Annotated in this window: 14 protein-coding genes and 1 pseudogene; 12 read left to right on the forward strand and 3 right to left on the reverse strand. The window is 34.2% G+C overall.

Annotation, left to right across the window (positions count from 1 at the left end; translation table 11 throughout):
• Positions 1-158: 158 nt before the first annotated feature.
• The 7 genes and pseudogenes from LPC11_RS01675 (at position 159) to LPC11_RS01705 (ending at position 9,051) form a co-directional block, all read left to right on the forward strand.
• The gene (locus LPC11_RS01675) at positions 159-1,214 is read left to right on the forward strand and encodes a PTS sugar transporter subunit IIC (RefSeq protein ID WP_023374151.1); all 1,056 of its coding nucleotides are present in this window, start codon (positions 159-161) and stop codon (positions 1,212-1,214) included.
• 97 nt (positions 1,215-1,311) lie between these two features.
• Positions 1,312-2,736 (forward strand): polyphosphate kinase 2, encoded by a 1,425-nt coding sequence (locus tag LPC11_RS01680; RefSeq protein ID WP_023374150.1) that lies wholly within the window; start codon positions 1,312-1,314, stop codon positions 2,734-2,736.
• Between the two features lie 459 nt (positions 2,737-3,195).
• A complete protein-coding gene (locus LPC11_RS01685; protein WP_023374149.1) occupies positions 3,196-3,951 on the forward strand; it encodes an aggregation-promoting factor C-terminal-like domain-containing protein in 756 nt (251 codons plus the stop codon).
• Between the two features lie 341 nt (positions 3,952-4,292).
• A complete protein-coding gene (locus LPC11_RS01690) occupies positions 4,293-5,156 on the forward strand; it encodes a phytoene/squalene synthase family protein (protein WP_023374148.1) in 864 nt (287 codons plus the stop codon).
• Positions 5,157-5,168: 12 nt separating this feature from the next.
• Positions 5,169-6,674 carry a phytoene desaturase family protein gene (locus tag LPC11_RS01695; protein WP_231307318.1) on the forward strand — a complete coding sequence of 502 codons (1,506 nt, stop codon included), beginning with the start codon at positions 5,169-5,171 and terminating at the stop codon, positions 6,672-6,674.
• A 202-nt stretch (positions 6,675-6,876) separates the two neighbouring features.
• Positions 6,877-8,031, forward strand: a pseudogene (locus LPC11_RS01700) (aminotransferase class I/II-fold pyridoxal phosphate-dependent enzyme).
• A gap of 21 nt (positions 8,032-8,052) precedes the next feature.
• Positions 8,053-9,051 carry a D-lactate dehydrogenase gene (locus LPC11_RS01705; RefSeq protein ID WP_231307319.1) on the forward strand — a complete coding sequence of 333 codons (999 nt, stop codon included), beginning with the start codon at positions 8,053-8,055 and terminating at the stop codon, positions 9,049-9,051.
• A gap of 44 nt (positions 9,052-9,095) precedes the next feature.
• On the opposite strand, the gene copZ is transcribed toward LPC11_RS01705, so the two are convergent.
• The 3 genes from copZ to LPC11_RS01720 form a co-directional block, all read right to left on the reverse strand.
• Positions 9,096-9,302, reverse strand: coding sequence for a copper chaperone CopZ (gene copZ / locus LPC11_RS01710; RefSeq protein ID WP_023374144.1), 207 nt, complete (start codon positions 9,300-9,302; stop codon positions 9,096-9,098).
• Between the two features lie 94 nt (positions 9,303-9,396).
• The gene (locus tag LPC11_RS01715; RefSeq protein WP_231307320.1) at positions 9,397-11,781 is read right to left on the reverse strand and encodes a heavy metal translocating P-type ATPase; all 2,385 of its coding nucleotides are present in this window, start codon (positions 11,779-11,781) and stop codon (positions 9,397-9,399) included.
• Between the two features lie 212 nt (positions 11,782-11,993).
• A complete protein-coding gene (locus LPC11_RS01720; protein ID WP_023374142.1) occupies positions 11,994-12,200 on the reverse strand; it encodes a hypothetical protein in 207 nt (68 codons plus the stop codon).
• A 192-nt stretch (positions 12,201-12,392) separates the two neighbouring features.
• Between LPC11_RS01720 and LPC11_RS01725 the strand changes: the two genes are divergently transcribed.
• The 5 genes from LPC11_RS01725 to feoB all read left to right on the forward strand — a co-directional run bounded on the left by LPC11_RS01725 (position 12,393) and on the right by feoB (position 18,170).
• Positions 12,393-13,262, forward strand: coding sequence for an SDR family oxidoreductase (locus tag LPC11_RS01725; protein WP_231307321.1), 870 nt, complete (start codon positions 12,393-12,395; stop codon positions 13,260-13,262).
• A 40-nt stretch (positions 13,263-13,302) separates the two neighbouring features.
• On the forward strand, positions 13,303-13,863 hold the full coding sequence (locus LPC11_RS01730) for a sugar O-acetyltransferase (RefSeq protein ID WP_231307322.1): 561 nt from the start codon (positions 13,303-13,305) through the stop codon (positions 13,861-13,863).
• Positions 13,864-14,188: 325 nt separating this feature from the next.
• The gene (gene pruA / locus LPC11_RS01735) at positions 14,189-15,733 is read left to right on the forward strand and encodes an L-glutamate gamma-semialdehyde dehydrogenase (protein WP_002466954.1); all 1,545 of its coding nucleotides are present in this window, start codon (positions 14,189-14,191) and stop codon (positions 15,731-15,733) included.
• 211 nt (positions 15,734-15,944) lie between these two features.
• Complete coding sequence (locus LPC11_RS01740) at positions 15,945-16,172, forward strand: FeoA family protein (RefSeq protein ID WP_002466951.1); 228 nt, start codon at positions 15,945-15,947, stop codon at positions 16,170-16,172.
• Between the two features lie 3 nt (positions 16,173-16,175).
• Positions 16,176-18,170: a ferrous iron transport protein B gene (feoB, locus tag LPC11_RS01745; protein ID WP_023374139.1), complete on the forward strand. Its 1,995-nt coding sequence runs from the start codon at positions 16,176-16,178 to the stop codon at positions 18,168-18,170.
• Positions 18,171-18,173: the final 3 nt, after the last annotated feature.

Genomic DNA, 18,173 nt, shown 5'->3' on the forward strand with positions numbered 1-18,173 from the left:
TATTCTTCATAGTCTTAATTGGCCCGACTTTACACAACAAATGATTGCATCAACGAATTACCAACACACCTTAGATTTCATCATGTGTATAGTTAGTTCAATTAAGGCTATTTATTTATGTTTGATTTATCGTATTTTAGATATTGGAGGCGCTAGAAATGACAACATTGAGTAAAATTGGACCGAAAGAATTTATTTTTAGAGTGCTATCTGGTGTAGCGGTTGGTATTGTCGCAGGATTAGTACCCAATGCGATATTAGGAGAGATATTTAAGTATTTAATGCAGTTTCACCCTATTTTTAAAACATTACTAGGTGTTGTTCAAGCAATTCAATTTACGGTGCCAGCACTAGTTGGTGCATTAATAGCATTGAAATTTAATCTGACACCTTTAGCGATGGCAGTTGTTGCAAGTGCATCGTATGTTGGTAGTGGTGCTGCACAATTTAAGAATGGCACATGGATTATAGCTGGAATTGGGGATTTAATTAATACAATGATCACTGCATCGATTGCAGTATTATTGATTTTATTAATAGAACATCGTGTAGGGAGTATGGCTTTAATCGTATATCCAACTATTGTAGGTGGTATCTCGGCGACTATAGGTGTGTTGATACTGCCTTACGTACATATGATTACTACTGGTATAGGTAATATGATCAATAGTTTTACAGAGTTACAACCTGTTTTAATGAGTATGCTTATTTCAATGGTATTTAGTTTTATTATCATATCGCCGTTATCGACTGTTGCCATTGCGATTGCAATTGGCATTTCAGGTATTGCAGCAGGTTCAGCTTCAATCGGTATTGCTGCTACAGAAGCAGTACTGTTAATTGGTACGAGCCAAGTTAATAGAGCAGGTGTACCAATATCAATCTTCTTTGGTGGAGTCAAAATGATGATGCCTAATATGGTTCGCTATCCTATTATTATGTTGCCTATATTGATTACAGCTGCAGTTTCAGGGATTGCATCCGGCATTGTCGGTATCGCAGGTACAAAAGAATCTGCAGGATTTGGTTTTATAGGAATGGTAGGACCAATTAATGCATTTAAATTTATGGGTATTGACTCAGCTTGGTTGAGCTTATTATTGATTATCGTTGCTTTCTTTATTGTACCTTTCTTCGTTGCATGGATTTTAGATATACTTTTAAGAAAGGTCTTCAAAATATATACAAATGACATTTTTAAATTTTTAGCGTAAAGCTAAATAGAATATAGACATCTTACATATAAGTGAGGTGTCTATATTTTATTATGCTATACTTTATTAAAATCGCTATCTATAAAGGGTGGGTAAGATGAATAAAAAGATAGAACAATTAAAATTAAAAGCGGCAAGTTTAACACGACAAACACATGATTTAGGTATACCGGTCATGATCGTATTTGAAGGTGTACCTGCCTCAGGGAAGACGCGCTTGTCCAATGAATTATTACTTACGTTTGATGCGAAATACACACAATTTATATCAACAAAAACACCGGATGATGAAGACTTAAGATATCAATTTTTACAAAAATATTGGAATACACTGCCTCAAAAGGGAAATATCAATATTTATTTTAGAAGCTGGTATTCTCATTTTTTGGATTATAAACAAAATAATATTAAGCAAGATTATTACAAAAATGATGATAAACTCGTGAATCAAATCAAACATTTTGAAGAGATGCTTCAAAATGATAGTTATGAGCTAATTAAATTCTATATTGAAGTTAGTGAAGAAAAACGACAAGAGCATATTCAACAAACCAAAGATAATCCATTAATGAGTTGGAAAGTACAAGAGTATGAACAAATCATACCTAAAGATATCTATTTGAAAGAAATGAGAAAGTTCACGCATTCTGATAAGCAATGGGAAGTTATAGACTATACACAACGAGAAGTTGCATTTGAAAAGATGTATAAACATATTATAGAAAGATTAGAACAAGCTATCCAAAAAGCAAATCAATCAAAAGGTAATAAAGACGGGGCATTTACTAAAGATTTTTCAACTACTAAATTTGATGTAACATTAGATGAAGTATCTAAAAAAGAATATAAAGAATTGATAGAACCTTTACAAAAACGTATGCGAGAAATTCAATTTGCATTATATGAACGAAAAATTCCGCTTATCTTAACATTTGAAGGCATGGATGCAGCTGGTAAAGGTGGTAATATCAAACGTATTCGTGAGAAATTAGATCCAACCGGCTATGAAGTGAATGGTATAAGTGCGCCGACAGACGTTGAATTGGCGCATCACTACCTTTGGCGCTTTGCGAAAGAAATGCCTAAGAGCGGTCACATTGAAATATTTGATCGTAGTTGGTATGGCAGAGTGTTAGTAGAAAGAGTAGAAGGATTTGCAAATAAAGATGAGTGGCAACGTGCTTATGAGGAAATCAATCATTTTGAAAAAATGTGGACAGATGAAGGAGCAATTTTATTAAAATTCTTCTTATGTTTAGACAAAGAAGAACAACTTAAACGATTTAAAGATAGAGAACAAGATGTAAATAAGCAATGGAAAATCACAGATGAAGACTGGCGCAATCGTGAAAAGTGGGACTTATACTTAGAAGCAAGTCACGATATGATAGATAAAACAGATACAATACATGCGCCTTGGCTTATAGTTCCAGCCGATCATAAAAAGACAGCAAGGATTGAAGTTTTAAAATATATCATTAGACAGTGTGAGAAGGTATTATGGGGTGTTAAAGATTATTAGTATCTTGAATATATCTTAAATAGTAAAAATTAAAGGTGGTTATATATCAAATTAATGTCAAAAATTTGAATATATCCACCTTTTTACGTGAACTTAGATCTTTTTAAAATTTTTAGAACTATTACAATTATGTAACTACATTGCAATCTGTAATGTTACGATGGATGTAAAAGTTGAGCAAAACTTAAAGAAATTCAATGTAATATAAGGGTTTATAATGAAAAATTAAACCAAATCATACAAAAATTAATGTTACAAGGACGTCAGTAATATTTCAAAGTTACAAAACTTGATTTTGTTTGTAATGTTTTGTAAGGAACGTGTAATATACAAAGCGGATTTTTGTGGTATAGTGAATACCGTCGAAAGTTAAACAAAAACATTTTCAATATTGCACAACGAAATTTAATACTTTAAAACATATAAAAAACAAAAAACTTTTTGGAGGATTTTTCAATTATGAAGAAGACATTTATCGCATCAACTTTAGCATTAACATTAGGCGCAGCAGGTTACGCAGTATCAGGACACGAAGCACACGCTTCAGAAACTACTAACGTAGATCAAGCACACTTAGTAGACTTAGCTCATAACCACCCAGAACAATTAAACGCTGCTCCAATTCAAGAAGGCGCTTATGACATTCACTTTGTAAGTGGTGGATACGAATACAACTTCACATCAGATGGTTCAAACTTCTCTTGGAACTATCAAGAAGTTGGTTCAACTTCAGCTCAAACATCAAACACTGCTGTTCAATCAGCTGACTACACAACTTCTTACAATCAAGAAGCTGGTACTCAATCAGTAAGCTCTAACCAACAATCAAGCAATACTAATGTAGAAGCTGTTTCAGCTCCAACTACATCAAACAATGGTTCAAGCCATAACTACAGCACTAAAACAACTTCATACTCAGCACCATCAACTTCAAGTGCTTCAACTTCAAGCGCTTCAACTGGTGGATCAACTAAAGCTCAATTCTTAGCTAATGGTGGTACTGAAGAAGCATGGAACGCTATCGTTATGCCTGAATCAGGTGGTAACCCTAACGCAGTAAACCCAGCAGGTTACAGAGGTTTAGGACAAACTATGGAATCATGGGGAACTGGTTCAGTAGCTAGCCAAACTAAAGGTATGCTTAACTATGCTAACAGCCGTTACGGTTCATTAAGCAATGCAATTGCTTTCCGTAATAGCCACGGTTGGTGGTAGGATTTAATTTATAACTGGAAAGCCCTTCGAGTTATAAATGATTGAGAGGATGACAATGTCATCCTCTTTTTTTTATGCATAAAAATGAGCGATTAGAATATTTTTATATTTCGTATAAGGTGTTTGATTACCATTAAATACGGGAATTTAAGAAAAACTATATATAGCATATCATTCAGTTTTTAATCAATTGAATTGGGTGACGAAACATTGAATTCAAATGATATAGATATAAGCTAAGTACGGTAGAAAGTTCTATATATTCATTACATAAATATCATTCTATTCGTATAGAATGGATATTAACGTATAATAGGTGAAGTGTAACAGGAGGTCAATGAATGACAACGGTCAATGAGAGTTATAAATATTGTCATCAAATAATGAAAAAGTATTCTAAAAGTTTTTCTTATGCGTTTGACTTATTACCAGAAAGTGAGAGGCGTGCTGTTTGGGCAGTTTACGCGGTTTGTAGAATTATAGATGATAGTATTGATGAAGAACAAAATCCTCAAAAATTACAAGCTATCAAAGAAGATATTCAACTGATTCAGTCGCAACAAGTTGATTCAACGGATCAATTCAAGAGTAATCAACGTATTATGTTAGCTTTTTACGATACATCTCAAAATTACAAAATGGAGTATCAATCTTTCTATAATTTAATAGAATCTGTATTTGAAGATGAACATTTTGAAATGTTCGTCCAAGACGAGGATTTAATGAGATATTGTTATGGTGTAGCTGGGACAGTTGGAGAAGTACTATCACCTATTTTGACTGAACAGCCAAGTGATGAAACATATGAAGTGGCACGAGAATTAGGAGAAGCATTGCAATTAACTAATATCTTACGTGATGTAGGCGAAGACTTTGAAAAAGGTCGTATTTATTTTAGTCGAGAGATGTTAAAACAATATGATGTAAATATTGAAGATGTTTATCAACATCAACCAACTGATAATTATATTAATTTATGGGAACATTATGCTCAAATTGCAGAAAAGGATTATCAATTTGCATTAGATCATTTACATGTTTTTAAGACAGAAGCAAGATTAATTATCGAATTAGCGGCACGTATATATAAGGGTATTATAGATGAAGTTCGTGAACATGGTTATCCTTTACATCGAAGAGCATATGTCTCAAGGTTAGATAAGTTAAACATATACAGACAAGTTAAAGCTAAATATAATAAATAGGTGGAATGTCAATTGAATATTGCTGTAATAGGTGCGGGTGTGACAGGTTTAGCTTCTGCAGCTAGACTTGCTGCCCATGGTCACCAAGTAACATTATATGAAAAGAACGAACAGATTGGTGGACGTATGAACCAATTTACGAAAGATGGCTTTACATTTGATATGGGACCTACAATAGTCATGGTGCCTGAAGTTTATAAAGCTGTGTTTGAAGAGTGTGGAGAACGTTTTGAAGATTATGTAGATATGGAACAATTACCATATATCTATGATATCTATTTTGATAAAGATGATAAAGTGAGAGTGCCTACCGATTTAGCTGAGTTACACGACACTTTAGAACAAATGGAACCTGGAACGACACATGGATTTATGAAATTTTTAGCAGATGTATATGGAAGATATGAGATTGCTAGAAAATATTTTTTAGAACGAACATATAGGAAACCATCAGACTTTTATAATTTAACATCACTGATTCAAGGTTATAAATTAAAAACGCTAAATCATGCGGATAACTTAATTGGTCAATATGTCCAAAATGAAAAAGTTCAAAAAATGTTAGCATTTCAAATGTTATATATAGGTATCGATCCTAAACAAGGCCCTTCATTATACTCGATTATTCCAATGATTGAAATGATGTTTGGTGTTCATTTTATTAAAGGTGGTATGTATGGCATGGCGAAAGGTTTAGAACAACTTAACCTTAAGCTAGGTGTGGATATACAATGTAATGCTAATATAGATGAAATTATTATTGATCCTAAGTATAAGAAAGCAGATGGCGTAAGAGTGAATGGCCTCGTTAAACGATTTGATAAGGTACTTTGTACGGCAGACTTTCCATATGCTGCGCAACAATTAATGCCACAACATGCGCCCGTTAAAAAATATCCTCCTCAAAAAATAGATCAATTAGATTATTCATGTTCAGCTTTTTTAATGTATATAGGTATTGATAAAGATATTACGGAAGATGTATTGTTGCATAATGTCTTATTTTCAAATCATTTCAGACAAAATATAGATGAAATATTTAATGGGGATATTTCCGAAGATCCATCGTTGTATTTATATGTACCTAAAGTAGGAGATGCCACATTAGCACCTGAGGGACAGACAGGATTATATGTTTTAATGCCAACACCAGAGCTTAAAACAGGACCTCTAGAATGGGAAAATCCAGAGTTTATTGATAGTGTTAAGCAACATATTTATCGTAAATTAGCTACTATACCTGCACTTGAACATGTTCGAGATCATGTTATTTCCGAAACGATTTTTACACCTAAAGATTTTGAACAAACGTTTAATGCTAAATTTGGTACAGCATTTGGGTTAATGCCCACGCTAGCACAAAGTAATTATTATAGACCTCCGAACGTATCTAGAGATTATAAAGATTTATACTTTGCTGGTGCGAGTACACATCCAGGTGCCGGTGTACCTATTGTTTTAACAAGTGCTAAAATCACAGTTGATGAAATCATCAAAGATATTAACAATCATATATAATTCATTAGTTTAGAGCGTGAGATAGAATTGCTATGACCTTCATATCAATACGATTTCTCACGCTCTATTTATATTGGATACTAAACACTAAGAATAAAAATCAGAATATTGTTAATATTGACAACATTAATCTGCTTGATAGAATGATAGTATCTAAACATGGCGTAGAAAATTGGAGATTAAGGAGGCATGAGACGTGAAAATGTCAGAGAGATTGGCGGCAATTCCTGAAAGTTATTTTGGCAAAACTATGGGAAGAAAAATAGAATATGGGCCTCTTCCTTTAATTAATATGGCTGTTGGTATTCCGGATGGTGAAACACCACAAGGTATTATTAATCATTTTGCGAAAAGATTGAACGTACCTGAGAATCAAAAATATGGTGCTTTTCATGGTAAGTCATCATTTAAACAAGCCATCGTCGATTTTTATCAGAGACATTATGATGTTGAATTAGATGCAGAAGAGGAAGTTTGTATATTATACGGTACGAAAAATGGACTTGTTGCACTGCCAACGTGTCTCGTTAATCCTGGGGAAACCGTGCTATTACCGGATCCAGGTTATACAGATTATTTAGCGGGGGTCATGCTTGCGGATGCGCACCCTGTCCCATTAAATTTAGAACCACCGCATTATCTCCCAGATTGGGATAAAGTAGATAAAAATACATTAAATAATACAAAGCTAATTTATTTAACATATCCAAATAATCCAACAGGCTCTACTGCTACGAAAGCAGTGTTTGATGAAGCGATTCAAAGATTTAAAGATACCAATACTAAAATTATTCATGATTTCGCTTATAGTGCATTCGGTTTTGATGCTAAAAATTAAAGTATTTTATCATCTGACAATGGTAAAGATGTAGCTGTTGAGATATTCTCATTATCAAAGGGATACAATATGTCAGGATTTAGGGTGGGCTTTGCAGTAGGAAATCGTGACATGATTCAGGCCTTGAAAAAGTATCAAACACATACGAATGCAGGTATGTTTGGTGCCTTACAAGACGCAGCATCCTATGCGTTAAATCATTATGACGAATTTTTAGAACAACAAAATGATACATTCAAGCGAAGACGAGATATGTTTGAGCGTAAATTAAGTGAAGCACGGGTGCCATTTGTACATTCTAAAGGTGGTATTTATTGTTGGTTAGAGACACCACCTGGATATGAGAGTGAATCATTTGAACAGTTCTTATTAAAAGAATATTCCATTTTAGTGGCACCTGGTATCCCGTTTGGTGAAAATGGTAGAAATTATGTAAGGCTATCTTTGGCACTATCAGACGAACAACTTGAAACAGCAGCAGAACGATTAGCAACTTTAGCAAATTTATATGAAAAATAGTGCATAGGGGATGACGTTATTATGACTAAAATTAAAATAATGAGTGTGCGTGACGAGGATATTGTATATATTGAATCATGGGCTAAGGAAAATAATGTGGAATATGAGTTAACTAAGTCACCGTTAACAGAAGATAATGTCGATGAGGTTAAAGGATTTGATGGTTTATCATTATCACAACAACTACCCATTTCAGAAGCGGTGTTTGCTCAATTAAAATCATTCGGTATTAAACAAATCGCACAAAGAAGTGCGGGATTTGATACATACGATTTAGAGTTAGCTTCAAAATATGACATTATCGTCTCTAATGTGCCTTCGTACTCACCAAGTTCAATTGCAGAATTCGCAGTAACACAAGCGATTAATGTTGTCAGACATTTCAACGCTATTCAAACTAAAATGAAATTACACGATTTTAGATGGGAACCATCGATACTGTCACAATCAATCAGCGATTTGAAAGTAGCAGTCATAGGTACTGGAAGAATAGGAAGTATTGTAGCTAAAATTTTTGCTAATGGTTATGGATGCGAGATAGTCGCATACGATCCATTTCCTGATGCGCATATTAAAGATATAGTGTCATATCAAACCACTTTACAAGACGCAATTGAAGGTGCGGATATTGTCACTTTGCATGTCCCAGCAACTAAATATAATCATCATTTATTTGATCAATATACATTTAATCATTTTAAAAAAGGTTCAGTATTTGTCAATTGTGCGCGAGGCGCTTTAGTCGATACACATGCGTTACTATCATGTATAGATAGCGGGCAAATTAAAGGTGCAGCTCTGGACACTTATGAATTTGAACGTGGTTTATTCCCTAGTGATCAACGAGATAAAAAGATGAATGATACGTTACTTCAACAATTGATTGATAGAGAAGATATCATCATAACACCACATATTGCATTTTATACAGAAGCAGCAGTGAAAAATTTAATCGTTGATGCGTTAGATGCAACAATGGAGGTTATTCAAACAGGAACTACGCATTTGCGAGTAAATTAAAAAAGCGGGAGCGATACCCATTAAGGTCGCTCCCGTTTTAATCTTTATTTAACATCATAGCCTTGATCTTCAATAGCATCTTTCATGTCAGAAAGTTGAACTTTATCTTCGTTATAATCCACACGTACTTGTCCTTTGTCTAAATCAACTTCTGCAGCTGAAACACCGTTAATTTTAGCTAAAGCAGATTCAACAGCATTTTTACAATGATCACAGCTCATGCCTTCTACATTAATTATTTCTTGTCCCATTTTAATTCACCTCATTTTATTAAATGTATTATCTTCATTTTATAACTAAGTTGTATAACTTAAAAGTAATTGGCACAACTTAATTTGGATTGTTTTATTTAATGATTCGTTTCAATCTTAATGCATTGGTTACAACACTAACAGAACTTAATGCCATCGCAGCACCTGCAATCCATGGTGCAAGTAGACCTAAAGCAGCGATAGGGATACCTGCGATGTTATAGCCGAATGCCCAAATGAGATTTTGACGGATATTGCGCATTGTTAGTTGGCTGATATTGATTGTTTGAGATAGCAATGATAAATCGCCACCTAATATTGTAATATCGGCTGCTTCAATCGCCACTTCGGTACCAGTACCCATGGCAATACCAATATCTGCAGTAACAAGTGCAGGGGCATCGTTAACACCATCACCCACCATAGCTACTTGTCGACCTTCTTTTTGTAGACGAGTGATATTGTCGGACTTTTCGTCTGGCAGTACATTGGCAATGACATGATCAATACCGACCTGTTGTGCTATCGCTCGGGCGGTATTGTTATTATCACCGGTCAACATAACGACATCAATATTCATATTGTGTAGTTTTTGTATTGATTCAATAGCATTATCTTTAATAGTGTCTGCCACAGCAATCATACCTTGATATATACCATCGATGGCAATCAACATGACTGTTTTACCATCGAGTTCCCACTGTGTCATTTTTTCATCTATATGGGAATTCAAATTGATTTGATGTTTTGTCATTAATTGACGATTACCAACTAAAATCATTGAATGGTCAATCGTTGCGGATATACCATGGCCTGGCATAGCGTTAAATTCATTCGTATCCACTAATTCAAGATTTTTTTCTTTAGCATAGTCTACAATGGCTTTAGCCAATGGATGTTCGGAAGCATACTCTGCACTAGCGAGTAATTGTAGTGTACGTGTTTCACCATCAAAATCAGTAACTACAGGCTTTCCATTAGTAATAGTACCCGTTTTATCCAAAACAATAGTATCAATGTGTTGTGTTTGTTCAACGTATTGACCGCCCTTAAATAAAATACCTTTTTCAGCAGCACGTCCTGTTCCCACCATGATAGATGTTGGTGTAGCTAAGCCTAATGAACATGGACAAGCGATAACAAGTACTGAAATAGCAGCCATAAGTGCAGGTTCGAATTCTCCAACATGGACGACAGTAATCCATACAATAAACGTAAGTAATGCAATACCAACAACGGTTGGTACAAAATAACCAGATATTCGGTCAGCTAATCGTTGAATAGGCGCTTTGGAACCTTGTGCTTGTTCGACGACCTTAATGATATTAGCAAGTGCTGTATCATTACCAACTTGTGTCGCTTCCATAATGATTGAGCCATTTTGATTAATCGTTGCACCAATAACTTTGTCATCCACATTTTTATCTACTGGGATAGATTCCCCGGTTAACATAGATTCGTCTATAGACGTTATACCTTTAATAATGACACCATCAACTGGGATTTTTTCACCAGGTTTAATAATAATATGATCGCCTACTTGAACATCTTTAATGGGAACCATCTTTTCTATACCATCTTTAACAATACGCGCTTCCTTAGCTTGTAAACTTAATAATTCACCTAGGGCATTGGTCGTTTGTGTCTTAGCTTTTGCTTCTAAATATTTACCAAATAAAATAAGCGTAATTAAAACAGCACTCGTTTCAAAATAAAGATGTGGCATATGCGTTGAATGATTGAGCCACTTAAACATTTCATAGATGCTATAAAAATAAGCTGCGCTTGTACCTAAAGCGACTAATACATCCATGTTTGCAGAACCATTTTTTAGATTTTTATAAGCGCCTTTATAAAATTGCCAACCAATTATAAATTGTACTGGTGTAGCCAATATGAATTGGAACCAGGGATTCATCAATATAGACGGTAAAGATAAATGGAATAAATGAACCAACATCGTCATCAGTAGTGGTACTGATAATACGATAGAAAAGATTAATTTATGGAACCGTTTCTTCAATTGTTTATCTTTATTTGAATATTGTTGTTGTCCTTCTTTGACTTCAGCGTCATAACCCAAATTCTGGATTTTAGAAATAAAATCATCACTATTAACAACACCACGATAATATGTCACAGTTGCTTGTTCTGTAGTCAAGTTAACCGTCGCTTGAACGACACCGTCCATTTTATTAAGGACTTTCTCTATACGATTTGAACATGCTGCACATGTCATACCAGAAATAGTTAATTCAACACTGCCTTTTACTACATCGTATCCCAAATGCTGGATTTCATTGACATAGTCACTAGTACGATATTGTCCTTTAAAATCCTCAATAGTGGCTTGCTCAGTTGTAACGTTAACTTGAGCTTTAACATCATCCAGTTTGTTTAATTTCTTTTCAATTCTATTGGAACACGCAGCGCATGTCATGCCTGTGATGTCTAAAGTTGTTCTTTTGTTTTTGTCCATGCGAAAGCCTCCGTTTCTATTCACTTTTAATATACCCCCTATAGGTATTTAAGTCAATCGTATGAACTGAGGTATTGTCAGTAAATAGGTAAGAAAAACAAAAAAGTACAATTCGACCATGCGTAAGACATGAGAATTGTACTTTAATCATCTATATTAACAGCTGTTTCGCTGGTGTTGTCATTTATATGAGTCATTGGCTTTTTAAGTAGCTAGAAGAAATCTGATGGAGAAAATTGTTTAAGATTAATATCTTTAACTTGGTTAATATCATAATTGGAAATGTTCTCTAAAAGTTGTCCGTTTTTCATTTGTTGATAGTATTGGTCGGCTTCATTAATGACATCATGTGTTTGAACTGTTTTAACCACACCTAAGAGGATTAGGACTGCAATAACAGCTTTTAATATCCGTTTCATTATTATCGGCTCCTTTTTGTATTGATACTATTAATTATAGAAAATAAAGTGTGTAAATACATGGGGCTATGGTATTGATATCATCTCGTACCTTGGTATGATGATTAAAAATATGCATAGTGAAAGTATTTAAATCGTTTTGAAAGAAGCTTTATAGGGAAGTTGAATATTGGTAAGGAAAGGGGACATTTTATGAATTTATTAGAATTTCATCAACAAATTAAAGGTTATACGCAAAGTAAGCAACCAGGTATTGAAGCGGATATGACACCTAAACCAGTAGCTGAGTTGAACGCATATCAAGCTGCAGGAAAATTAAAAGGCAAAGTAGCACTCATAACTGGTGGTGATTCAGGCATTGGACGTGCAGTTGCGATATTATTTGCTAAAGAAGGTGCTAATGTAGCCATTGGTTACTATAATGAGCATCAAGACGCTGAAGATACAGTTCGTCGTTTAGAAGAGTTAGGTGTTAAGGCTAAAGCGTATACACATGATTTAAAAGACGAGACACAATCGCAACAACTTGTGAAAGATGTTGTTGATGATTTTGGTGGTCTTAATATTCTAGTTAATAATGGTGGCGTGCAATTTCCTCGTGATCATTTTGAAGATATTACACCAGAACAAGTTAAAGAGACATTCCAGACAAATATATTCGGAATGATATTCTTATCTCAAGCAGCAGTACCGTATTTAAATAATGGAGATTCAATTATCAATACGACAAGTGTGACCGCATATAGAGGGTCAGGTCACTTGATTGATTATTCAGCGACAAAAGGTGCTATCGTATCATTTACACGTTCATTAGCTACGACATTAATGGAGAAAAATATTCGTGTGAATGCAGTAGCACCAGGCCCCATTTATACACCGTTGATTCCCGCAACATTTGATGAAGAGAAAGTTGAAAATCAAGGTGGTGGCACACCAATGGGCCGTCGTGGTCAACCAGCTGAACTAGCACCATCATATGTATTTTTAGCAACACCTGCAGATAGCTCATATATCACTGGACAAGTAATTCATGTTAATGGTGGAGACTTCATGACCACTTAAAAAATAGTTAAATGAAATAAAAGATAGGATGACGTAATAAATGACAGAAAAAGAAAAAATGCTAGCACATCAATGGTATGATGCGAATTTCGATTCGGAATTAATCAATGATAGGAAAAAAGCTAAAGATTTATGCTTTGATTATAATCATACAAAATCGAGTCATGAAGACAAAAGAAATGAAATATTAAAGTCATTGTTCCAAACGAATACTGAAAATATAGATATTGCGATTCCATTCGATACTGATTACGGATGGAATGTGACTTTTGGTGAAAACGTATTTCTTAATACAAATTGTTATTTAATGGATGGTGGCGGTATTACATTTGGAGATAATGTATTTGTGGGCCCCAATTGTGGTTTTTATACAGCGACACATCCATTGAAATATGAAGATAGAAATAAAGGATTAGAATTAGCTGAACCTATTTGCGTCGGAAGTAATACGTGGTTTGGTGGTAATGTAGTAGTATTACCTGGTGTTACTATCGGCGAAGGCAGTGTGATAGGTGCAGGTAGTGTTGTAACAAAAGATATTCCTCCCAATAGTTTAGCAGTAGGAAATCCATGTAAAGTCATACGTCAAATTGATAATTAATCATATAGTTGTCCATAAGAAGTAAATGTGATTCAATACGTTTGCTTCTTATGGCCTTTTTTTACCGAAATTAGGTTGCCGACTTAACTGTCAGAATCAAAAAAATTTAAAGATTGATTAATCTGTATATCAAATTTTTGAAATATTAAGATTTTTAAATGAAAGCGATTGCAAAAGTGTAACAGTACATAGTAGAATGTAAGAAAGGTTGAGATAAAATGACACTGTAAGACAGTAACATCAAAAGGCATTTATCTAGACCTCAATTTAATTAAACAAAGGGTTTGAAGAACTCACTTTAATATTTCATAGGGGGTACGCAATAATGGTAGTAGATTTTAAAAATGAACCAGGTATTGATTTTACGGTTCAAGAGAATGTAGATAAATTTAAAGAGACTTTAAAAAAGGTTGAAGGACAACTTGGTCAAGATATTCCATTAGTGATTGATGGTAAAAAAATTAGTAAAAAAGATCAATTTGAATCAATCAACCCAGCCAAAACATCTCAAACTATTGCTAAAGTCTCAAAAGCAACAAAAGAAGATGTAGAAAAAGCATTTCAATCTGCTAACGAAGCATACCAAACATGGAAAAAATGGTCTCATAAAGATCGTGCTGAATTAATGTTACGTGTTGCTGCAATTATTCGTCGTCGTAAAGAAGAAATTTCTGCAGTAATGGTTTACGAAGCGGGTAAACCTTGGGATGAAGCAGTAGGCGATGCAGCTGAAGGTATTGACTTTATTGAATACTATGCACGTTCAATGATGGATTTAGCTGATGGTAAACCAGTATTAGATAGAGAAGGAGAGCATAACAAATACTTCTATAAATCAATTGGTACAGGTGTTACGATTCCACCTTGGAACTTCCCATTCGCTATTATGGCTGGTACAACACTAGCGCCAGTAGTGGCAGGGAATACAGTATTATTAAAACCAGCAGAAGATACACCATTAACAGCATATAAATTAATGGAAATTTTAGAAGAAGCGGGATTACCTAAAGGTGTAGTTAACTTTGTACCGGGCGATCCAAAAGAAATTGGTGACTACTTAGTTGATCATAAAGATACGCATTTTGTTACATTCACTGGATCAAGAGCCACAGGTACACGTATCTATGAAAGAAGTGCAGTAGTGCAAGAAGGACAAACATTCTTAAAACGTGTTATTGCTGAAATGGGTGGTAAAGATGCGATTGTTGTCGATGAAAATATCGATACGGATTTAGCAGCTGAAGCCATTGTTACCTCAGCATTTGGTTTCTCAGGACAAAAATGTTCAGCTTGTTCTAGAGCCATTGTTCATAAAGATGTGTACGATGAAGTTTTAGAAAAAGCAGTTAAATTAACGAAAGCATTATCATTAGGTGATACAACTGGCAACACGTTCATGGGGCCAGTGATTAACCAAAAACAATTTGATAAAATTAAAAATTACATTGAAATTGGTAAAGAAGAAGGTAAATTAGAACAAGGTGGCGGTACTGATGATTCTACTGGATACTTCATTGAACCTACCATTTTCTCTGGATTAAAATCTTCAGATCGTATCATGCAAGAAGAAATCTTCGGACCAGTAGTTGGATTTGTTAAAGTGAAAGACTTTGATGAAGCTATTGATGTTGCAAATGATACTGAATATGGTTTAACAGGTGCAGTGATTACAAATAACCGTGAACATTGGATTAAAGCTGTTAATGAATACGATGTTGGTAACTTATATTTAAATCGTGGTTGTACAGCTGCAGTCGTTGGTTATCACCCATTTGGTGGATTCAAAATGTCAGGTACGGATGCCAAAACAGGTAGCCCAGATTACTTATTAAACTTCTTAGAACAAAAAGTTGTTTCTGAAATGTTCTAATTCATATAGTAATTAAAAGACAAGAAACGTTGTTTAAGTCGCATTATGACTTAAACAACGTTTTTGTGTTTCATAAGAATCTGGTGAGAAATTAAGTTGTCATAAATTGTTAATAATATAGGATTAAATGTTATTGAATATCGAAGGATAAAAGTATACGCTTACCTTAATTAATAATGATTATCAATGTTATTTGGGAAGCGTGAGGTAAATGTTAAATATTAAATCAGCACTAAAAAATAAAAAATATAAGATTAAACAAATTGATATCAATAATAAGGACATGATCTATAGATTGAATGCATTTGGAATACGAGTAGGTTCAGATATTAAAGTGAAACAGCGTTGTATGTTCAATGGGCCATGTGTGATTGAGATTAGTGGACAACAAGTGAGCATTAGACATTGCGATGCTTGTCAGATAGCTTTGGAGGAATAGATCATGAGTCAAAGTTATTGTATTTTAGGTAATCCCAATGTCGGTAAGACATCCCTCTTTAATAATTTAACAGGATCTTATGAATATGTCGGTAACTGGAGCGGTGTCACTGTTGAAAAGAAAGTTGGAAAATTAAAGCAAGAATTAGGAAACCTCGTAGATTTACCAGGGACGTATGATTTATCTCCAATATCTAAAGACGAAACAGTTGTGACAAAGTATTTATTGCAAAATGATTATACAGGCATGATTAATATTGTTGATGCGAGTCAACTTAAGCGAAATTTGCAGCTAACAATTCAATTATTAGAACTGAATGTGCCAATGATGATTGGTTTAAATATGATTGATGTATCTGCAAAACGAGGTATTATGATTGATCATGATAAACTGATGCATCGTTTAAGAGTACCAGTATTGCCAGTTATTGCACGTAATGGTAAGGGTACAGCGCATATGCTTGAAGAGTTACAATATTTAGATCAAGCTCAAGTGCCACACTTCAAATTAAACTATGGAACAGAAATAGAAAAAGCTATCAAAGATATTTGTGTATGTTTAAAAGACGGTACTCATTATACGTCGCAGCAAATGCGTTTTATCGCAATTCAATATTTGTTAGATAATGCGCAAATTTGTCAAACGTTAAATCAGACATTGATTCAACAATTAGAACCAATTAAATCAGCACTTTCACAACAAATCACATTATCTATCCGTGATGATATAGAACAAAAACGTAATCAATATATAGAACAAATACTAACAGACGTCGTGACATATCCAGATGAAGAAAAGCAATTCTTTTCATCAAAATTAGACAAAATACTAATTAATAAATATATAGGCATGCCTATTTTCCTGGGTATTATGTGGTTAATATTCCAAATTACTTTTACCTGGATTGGTACACCATTATCTGATCAATTAGATGATTTTATTGGAGGCACCTTAACCGATTGGGTTAAAGCGGGCATGCATCAAATAGGCGTCGTACCATTTTTACAAGATTTAATTACAGATGGAATCATTGCAGGTGTAGGCTCAGTACTTGTATTTGTACCACAAATTATCGTATTGTTCTTCTTTATTTCATTGCTTGAAGATTCAGGGTATATGGCTAGAATCGCCGTATTAATGGATAAATTAATGGAACATTTTGGCTTAAGTGGAAAAGCATTTATACCGATGATCATTGGTTTTGGATGTAATGTGCCAAGTATTATGGCTGCACGTAGCATTGAAAATGAGAAAGAAAGATTATCGACAATTTTAATTGCGCCATTTATGTCATGTTCAGCAAGACTACCCGTCTATGCTTTATTTGTAGGTGTCTTCTTTAAAGAACATCAATCTTTAGTGGTACTCAGTCTATATGTGTTAGGTATTGTCATTGCTCTTATTGCAAGTACTATTTTAACTAAGACTGTGCTTAAAAATAAACATTCATTATTTATCATAGAGTTACCTACGTATCGAATTCCATCAATCAAAACATTATGGAGAAGCACATGGGAAAAGGCAAAAGGCTTTGTTAAAAAAGCAGGTACATTTATTTTTGGTGGGTCAGTCGTGATTTGGCTTCTAAGTTATGCAGGACCGGGTGGATTTAATGTCAGTATCGATCAAAGCTTCTTACACATTGTAGGTTCAATTGTAGCTACTGTACTACATCCATTAGGATTTGGCACTTGGCAAGCAGGTGCAACACTCGTTCCAGGGTTTTTAGCTAAAGAAGTCATTGTTAGTTCAATGGCAATCATTTATTCATCAAGTGAAGGTGGTCTCGTACATGTTTTACAACAACAATTCACACCTTTATCAGCGTATGCCTTTATGATTTTTATATTATTATATATTCCATGCCTATCAACAGTAGCGACGATTCGTAAAGAAACATATTCAATTAAATGGACACTATTTTCAATGATTTATCCATTAGCAACAGCTTATATTTTAGCACTAGCATTTTATCAAATTGCTAGATTAATCGTTTAAGGA

Origin of the sequence: Staphylococcus sp. HL28 (genome assembly GCF_021117155.1) — a bacterium.
GTDB lineage: Bacteria > Bacillota > Bacilli > Staphylococcales > Staphylococcaceae > Staphylococcus > Staphylococcus warneri.

Bases quoted from the DNA above. Each gene is read 5' to 3' on its own strand.
- pruA (WP_002466954.1), top strand. From the start codon at position 14,189: ATGGTAGTAGATTTTAAAAATGAACCAGGTATTGATTTTACGGTTCAA.
- LPC11_RS01690 (WP_023374148.1), top strand. From the start codon at position 4,293: ATGACAACGGTCAATGAGAGTTATAAATATTGTCATCAAATAATGAAA.
- LPC11_RS01730 (WP_231307322.1), top strand. From the start codon at position 13,303: ATGACAGAAAAAGAAAAAATGCTAGCACATCAATGGTATGATGCGAAT.
- LPC11_RS01675 (WP_023374151.1), top strand. From the start codon at position 159: ATGACAACATTGAGTAAAATTGGACCGAAAGAATTTATTTTTAGAGTG.
- LPC11_RS01715 (WP_231307320.1), bottom strand. From the start codon at position 11,781: ATGGACAAAAACAAAAGAACAACTTTAGACATCACAGGCATGACATGC.
- feoB (WP_023374139.1), top strand. From the start codon at position 16,176: ATGAGTCAAAGTTATTGTATTTTAGGTAATCCCAATGTCGGTAAGACA.
- LPC11_RS01680 (WP_023374150.1), top strand. From the start codon at position 1,312: ATGAATAAAAAGATAGAACAATTAAAATTAAAAGCGGCAAGTTTAACA.
- LPC11_RS01720 (WP_023374142.1), bottom strand. From the start codon at position 12,200: ATGAAACGGATATTAAAAGCTGTTATTGCAGTCCTAATCCTCTTAGGT.
- LPC11_RS01705 (WP_231307319.1), top strand. From the start codon at position 8,053: ATGACTAAAATTAAAATAATGAGTGTGCGTGACGAGGATATTGTATAT.
- copZ (WP_023374144.1), bottom strand. From the start codon at position 9,302: ATGGGACAAGAAATAATTAATGTAGAAGGCATGAGCTGTGATCATTGT.
- LPC11_RS01725 (WP_231307321.1), top strand. From the start codon at position 12,393: ATGAATTTATTAGAATTTCATCAACAAATTAAAGGTTATACGCAAAGT.
- LPC11_RS01685 (WP_023374149.1), top strand. From the start codon at position 3,196: ATGAAGAAGACATTTATCGCATCAACTTTAGCATTAACATTAGGCGCA.
- LPC11_RS01740 (WP_002466951.1), top strand. From the start codon at position 15,945: ATGTTAAATATTAAATCAGCACTAAAAAATAAAAAATATAAGATTAAA.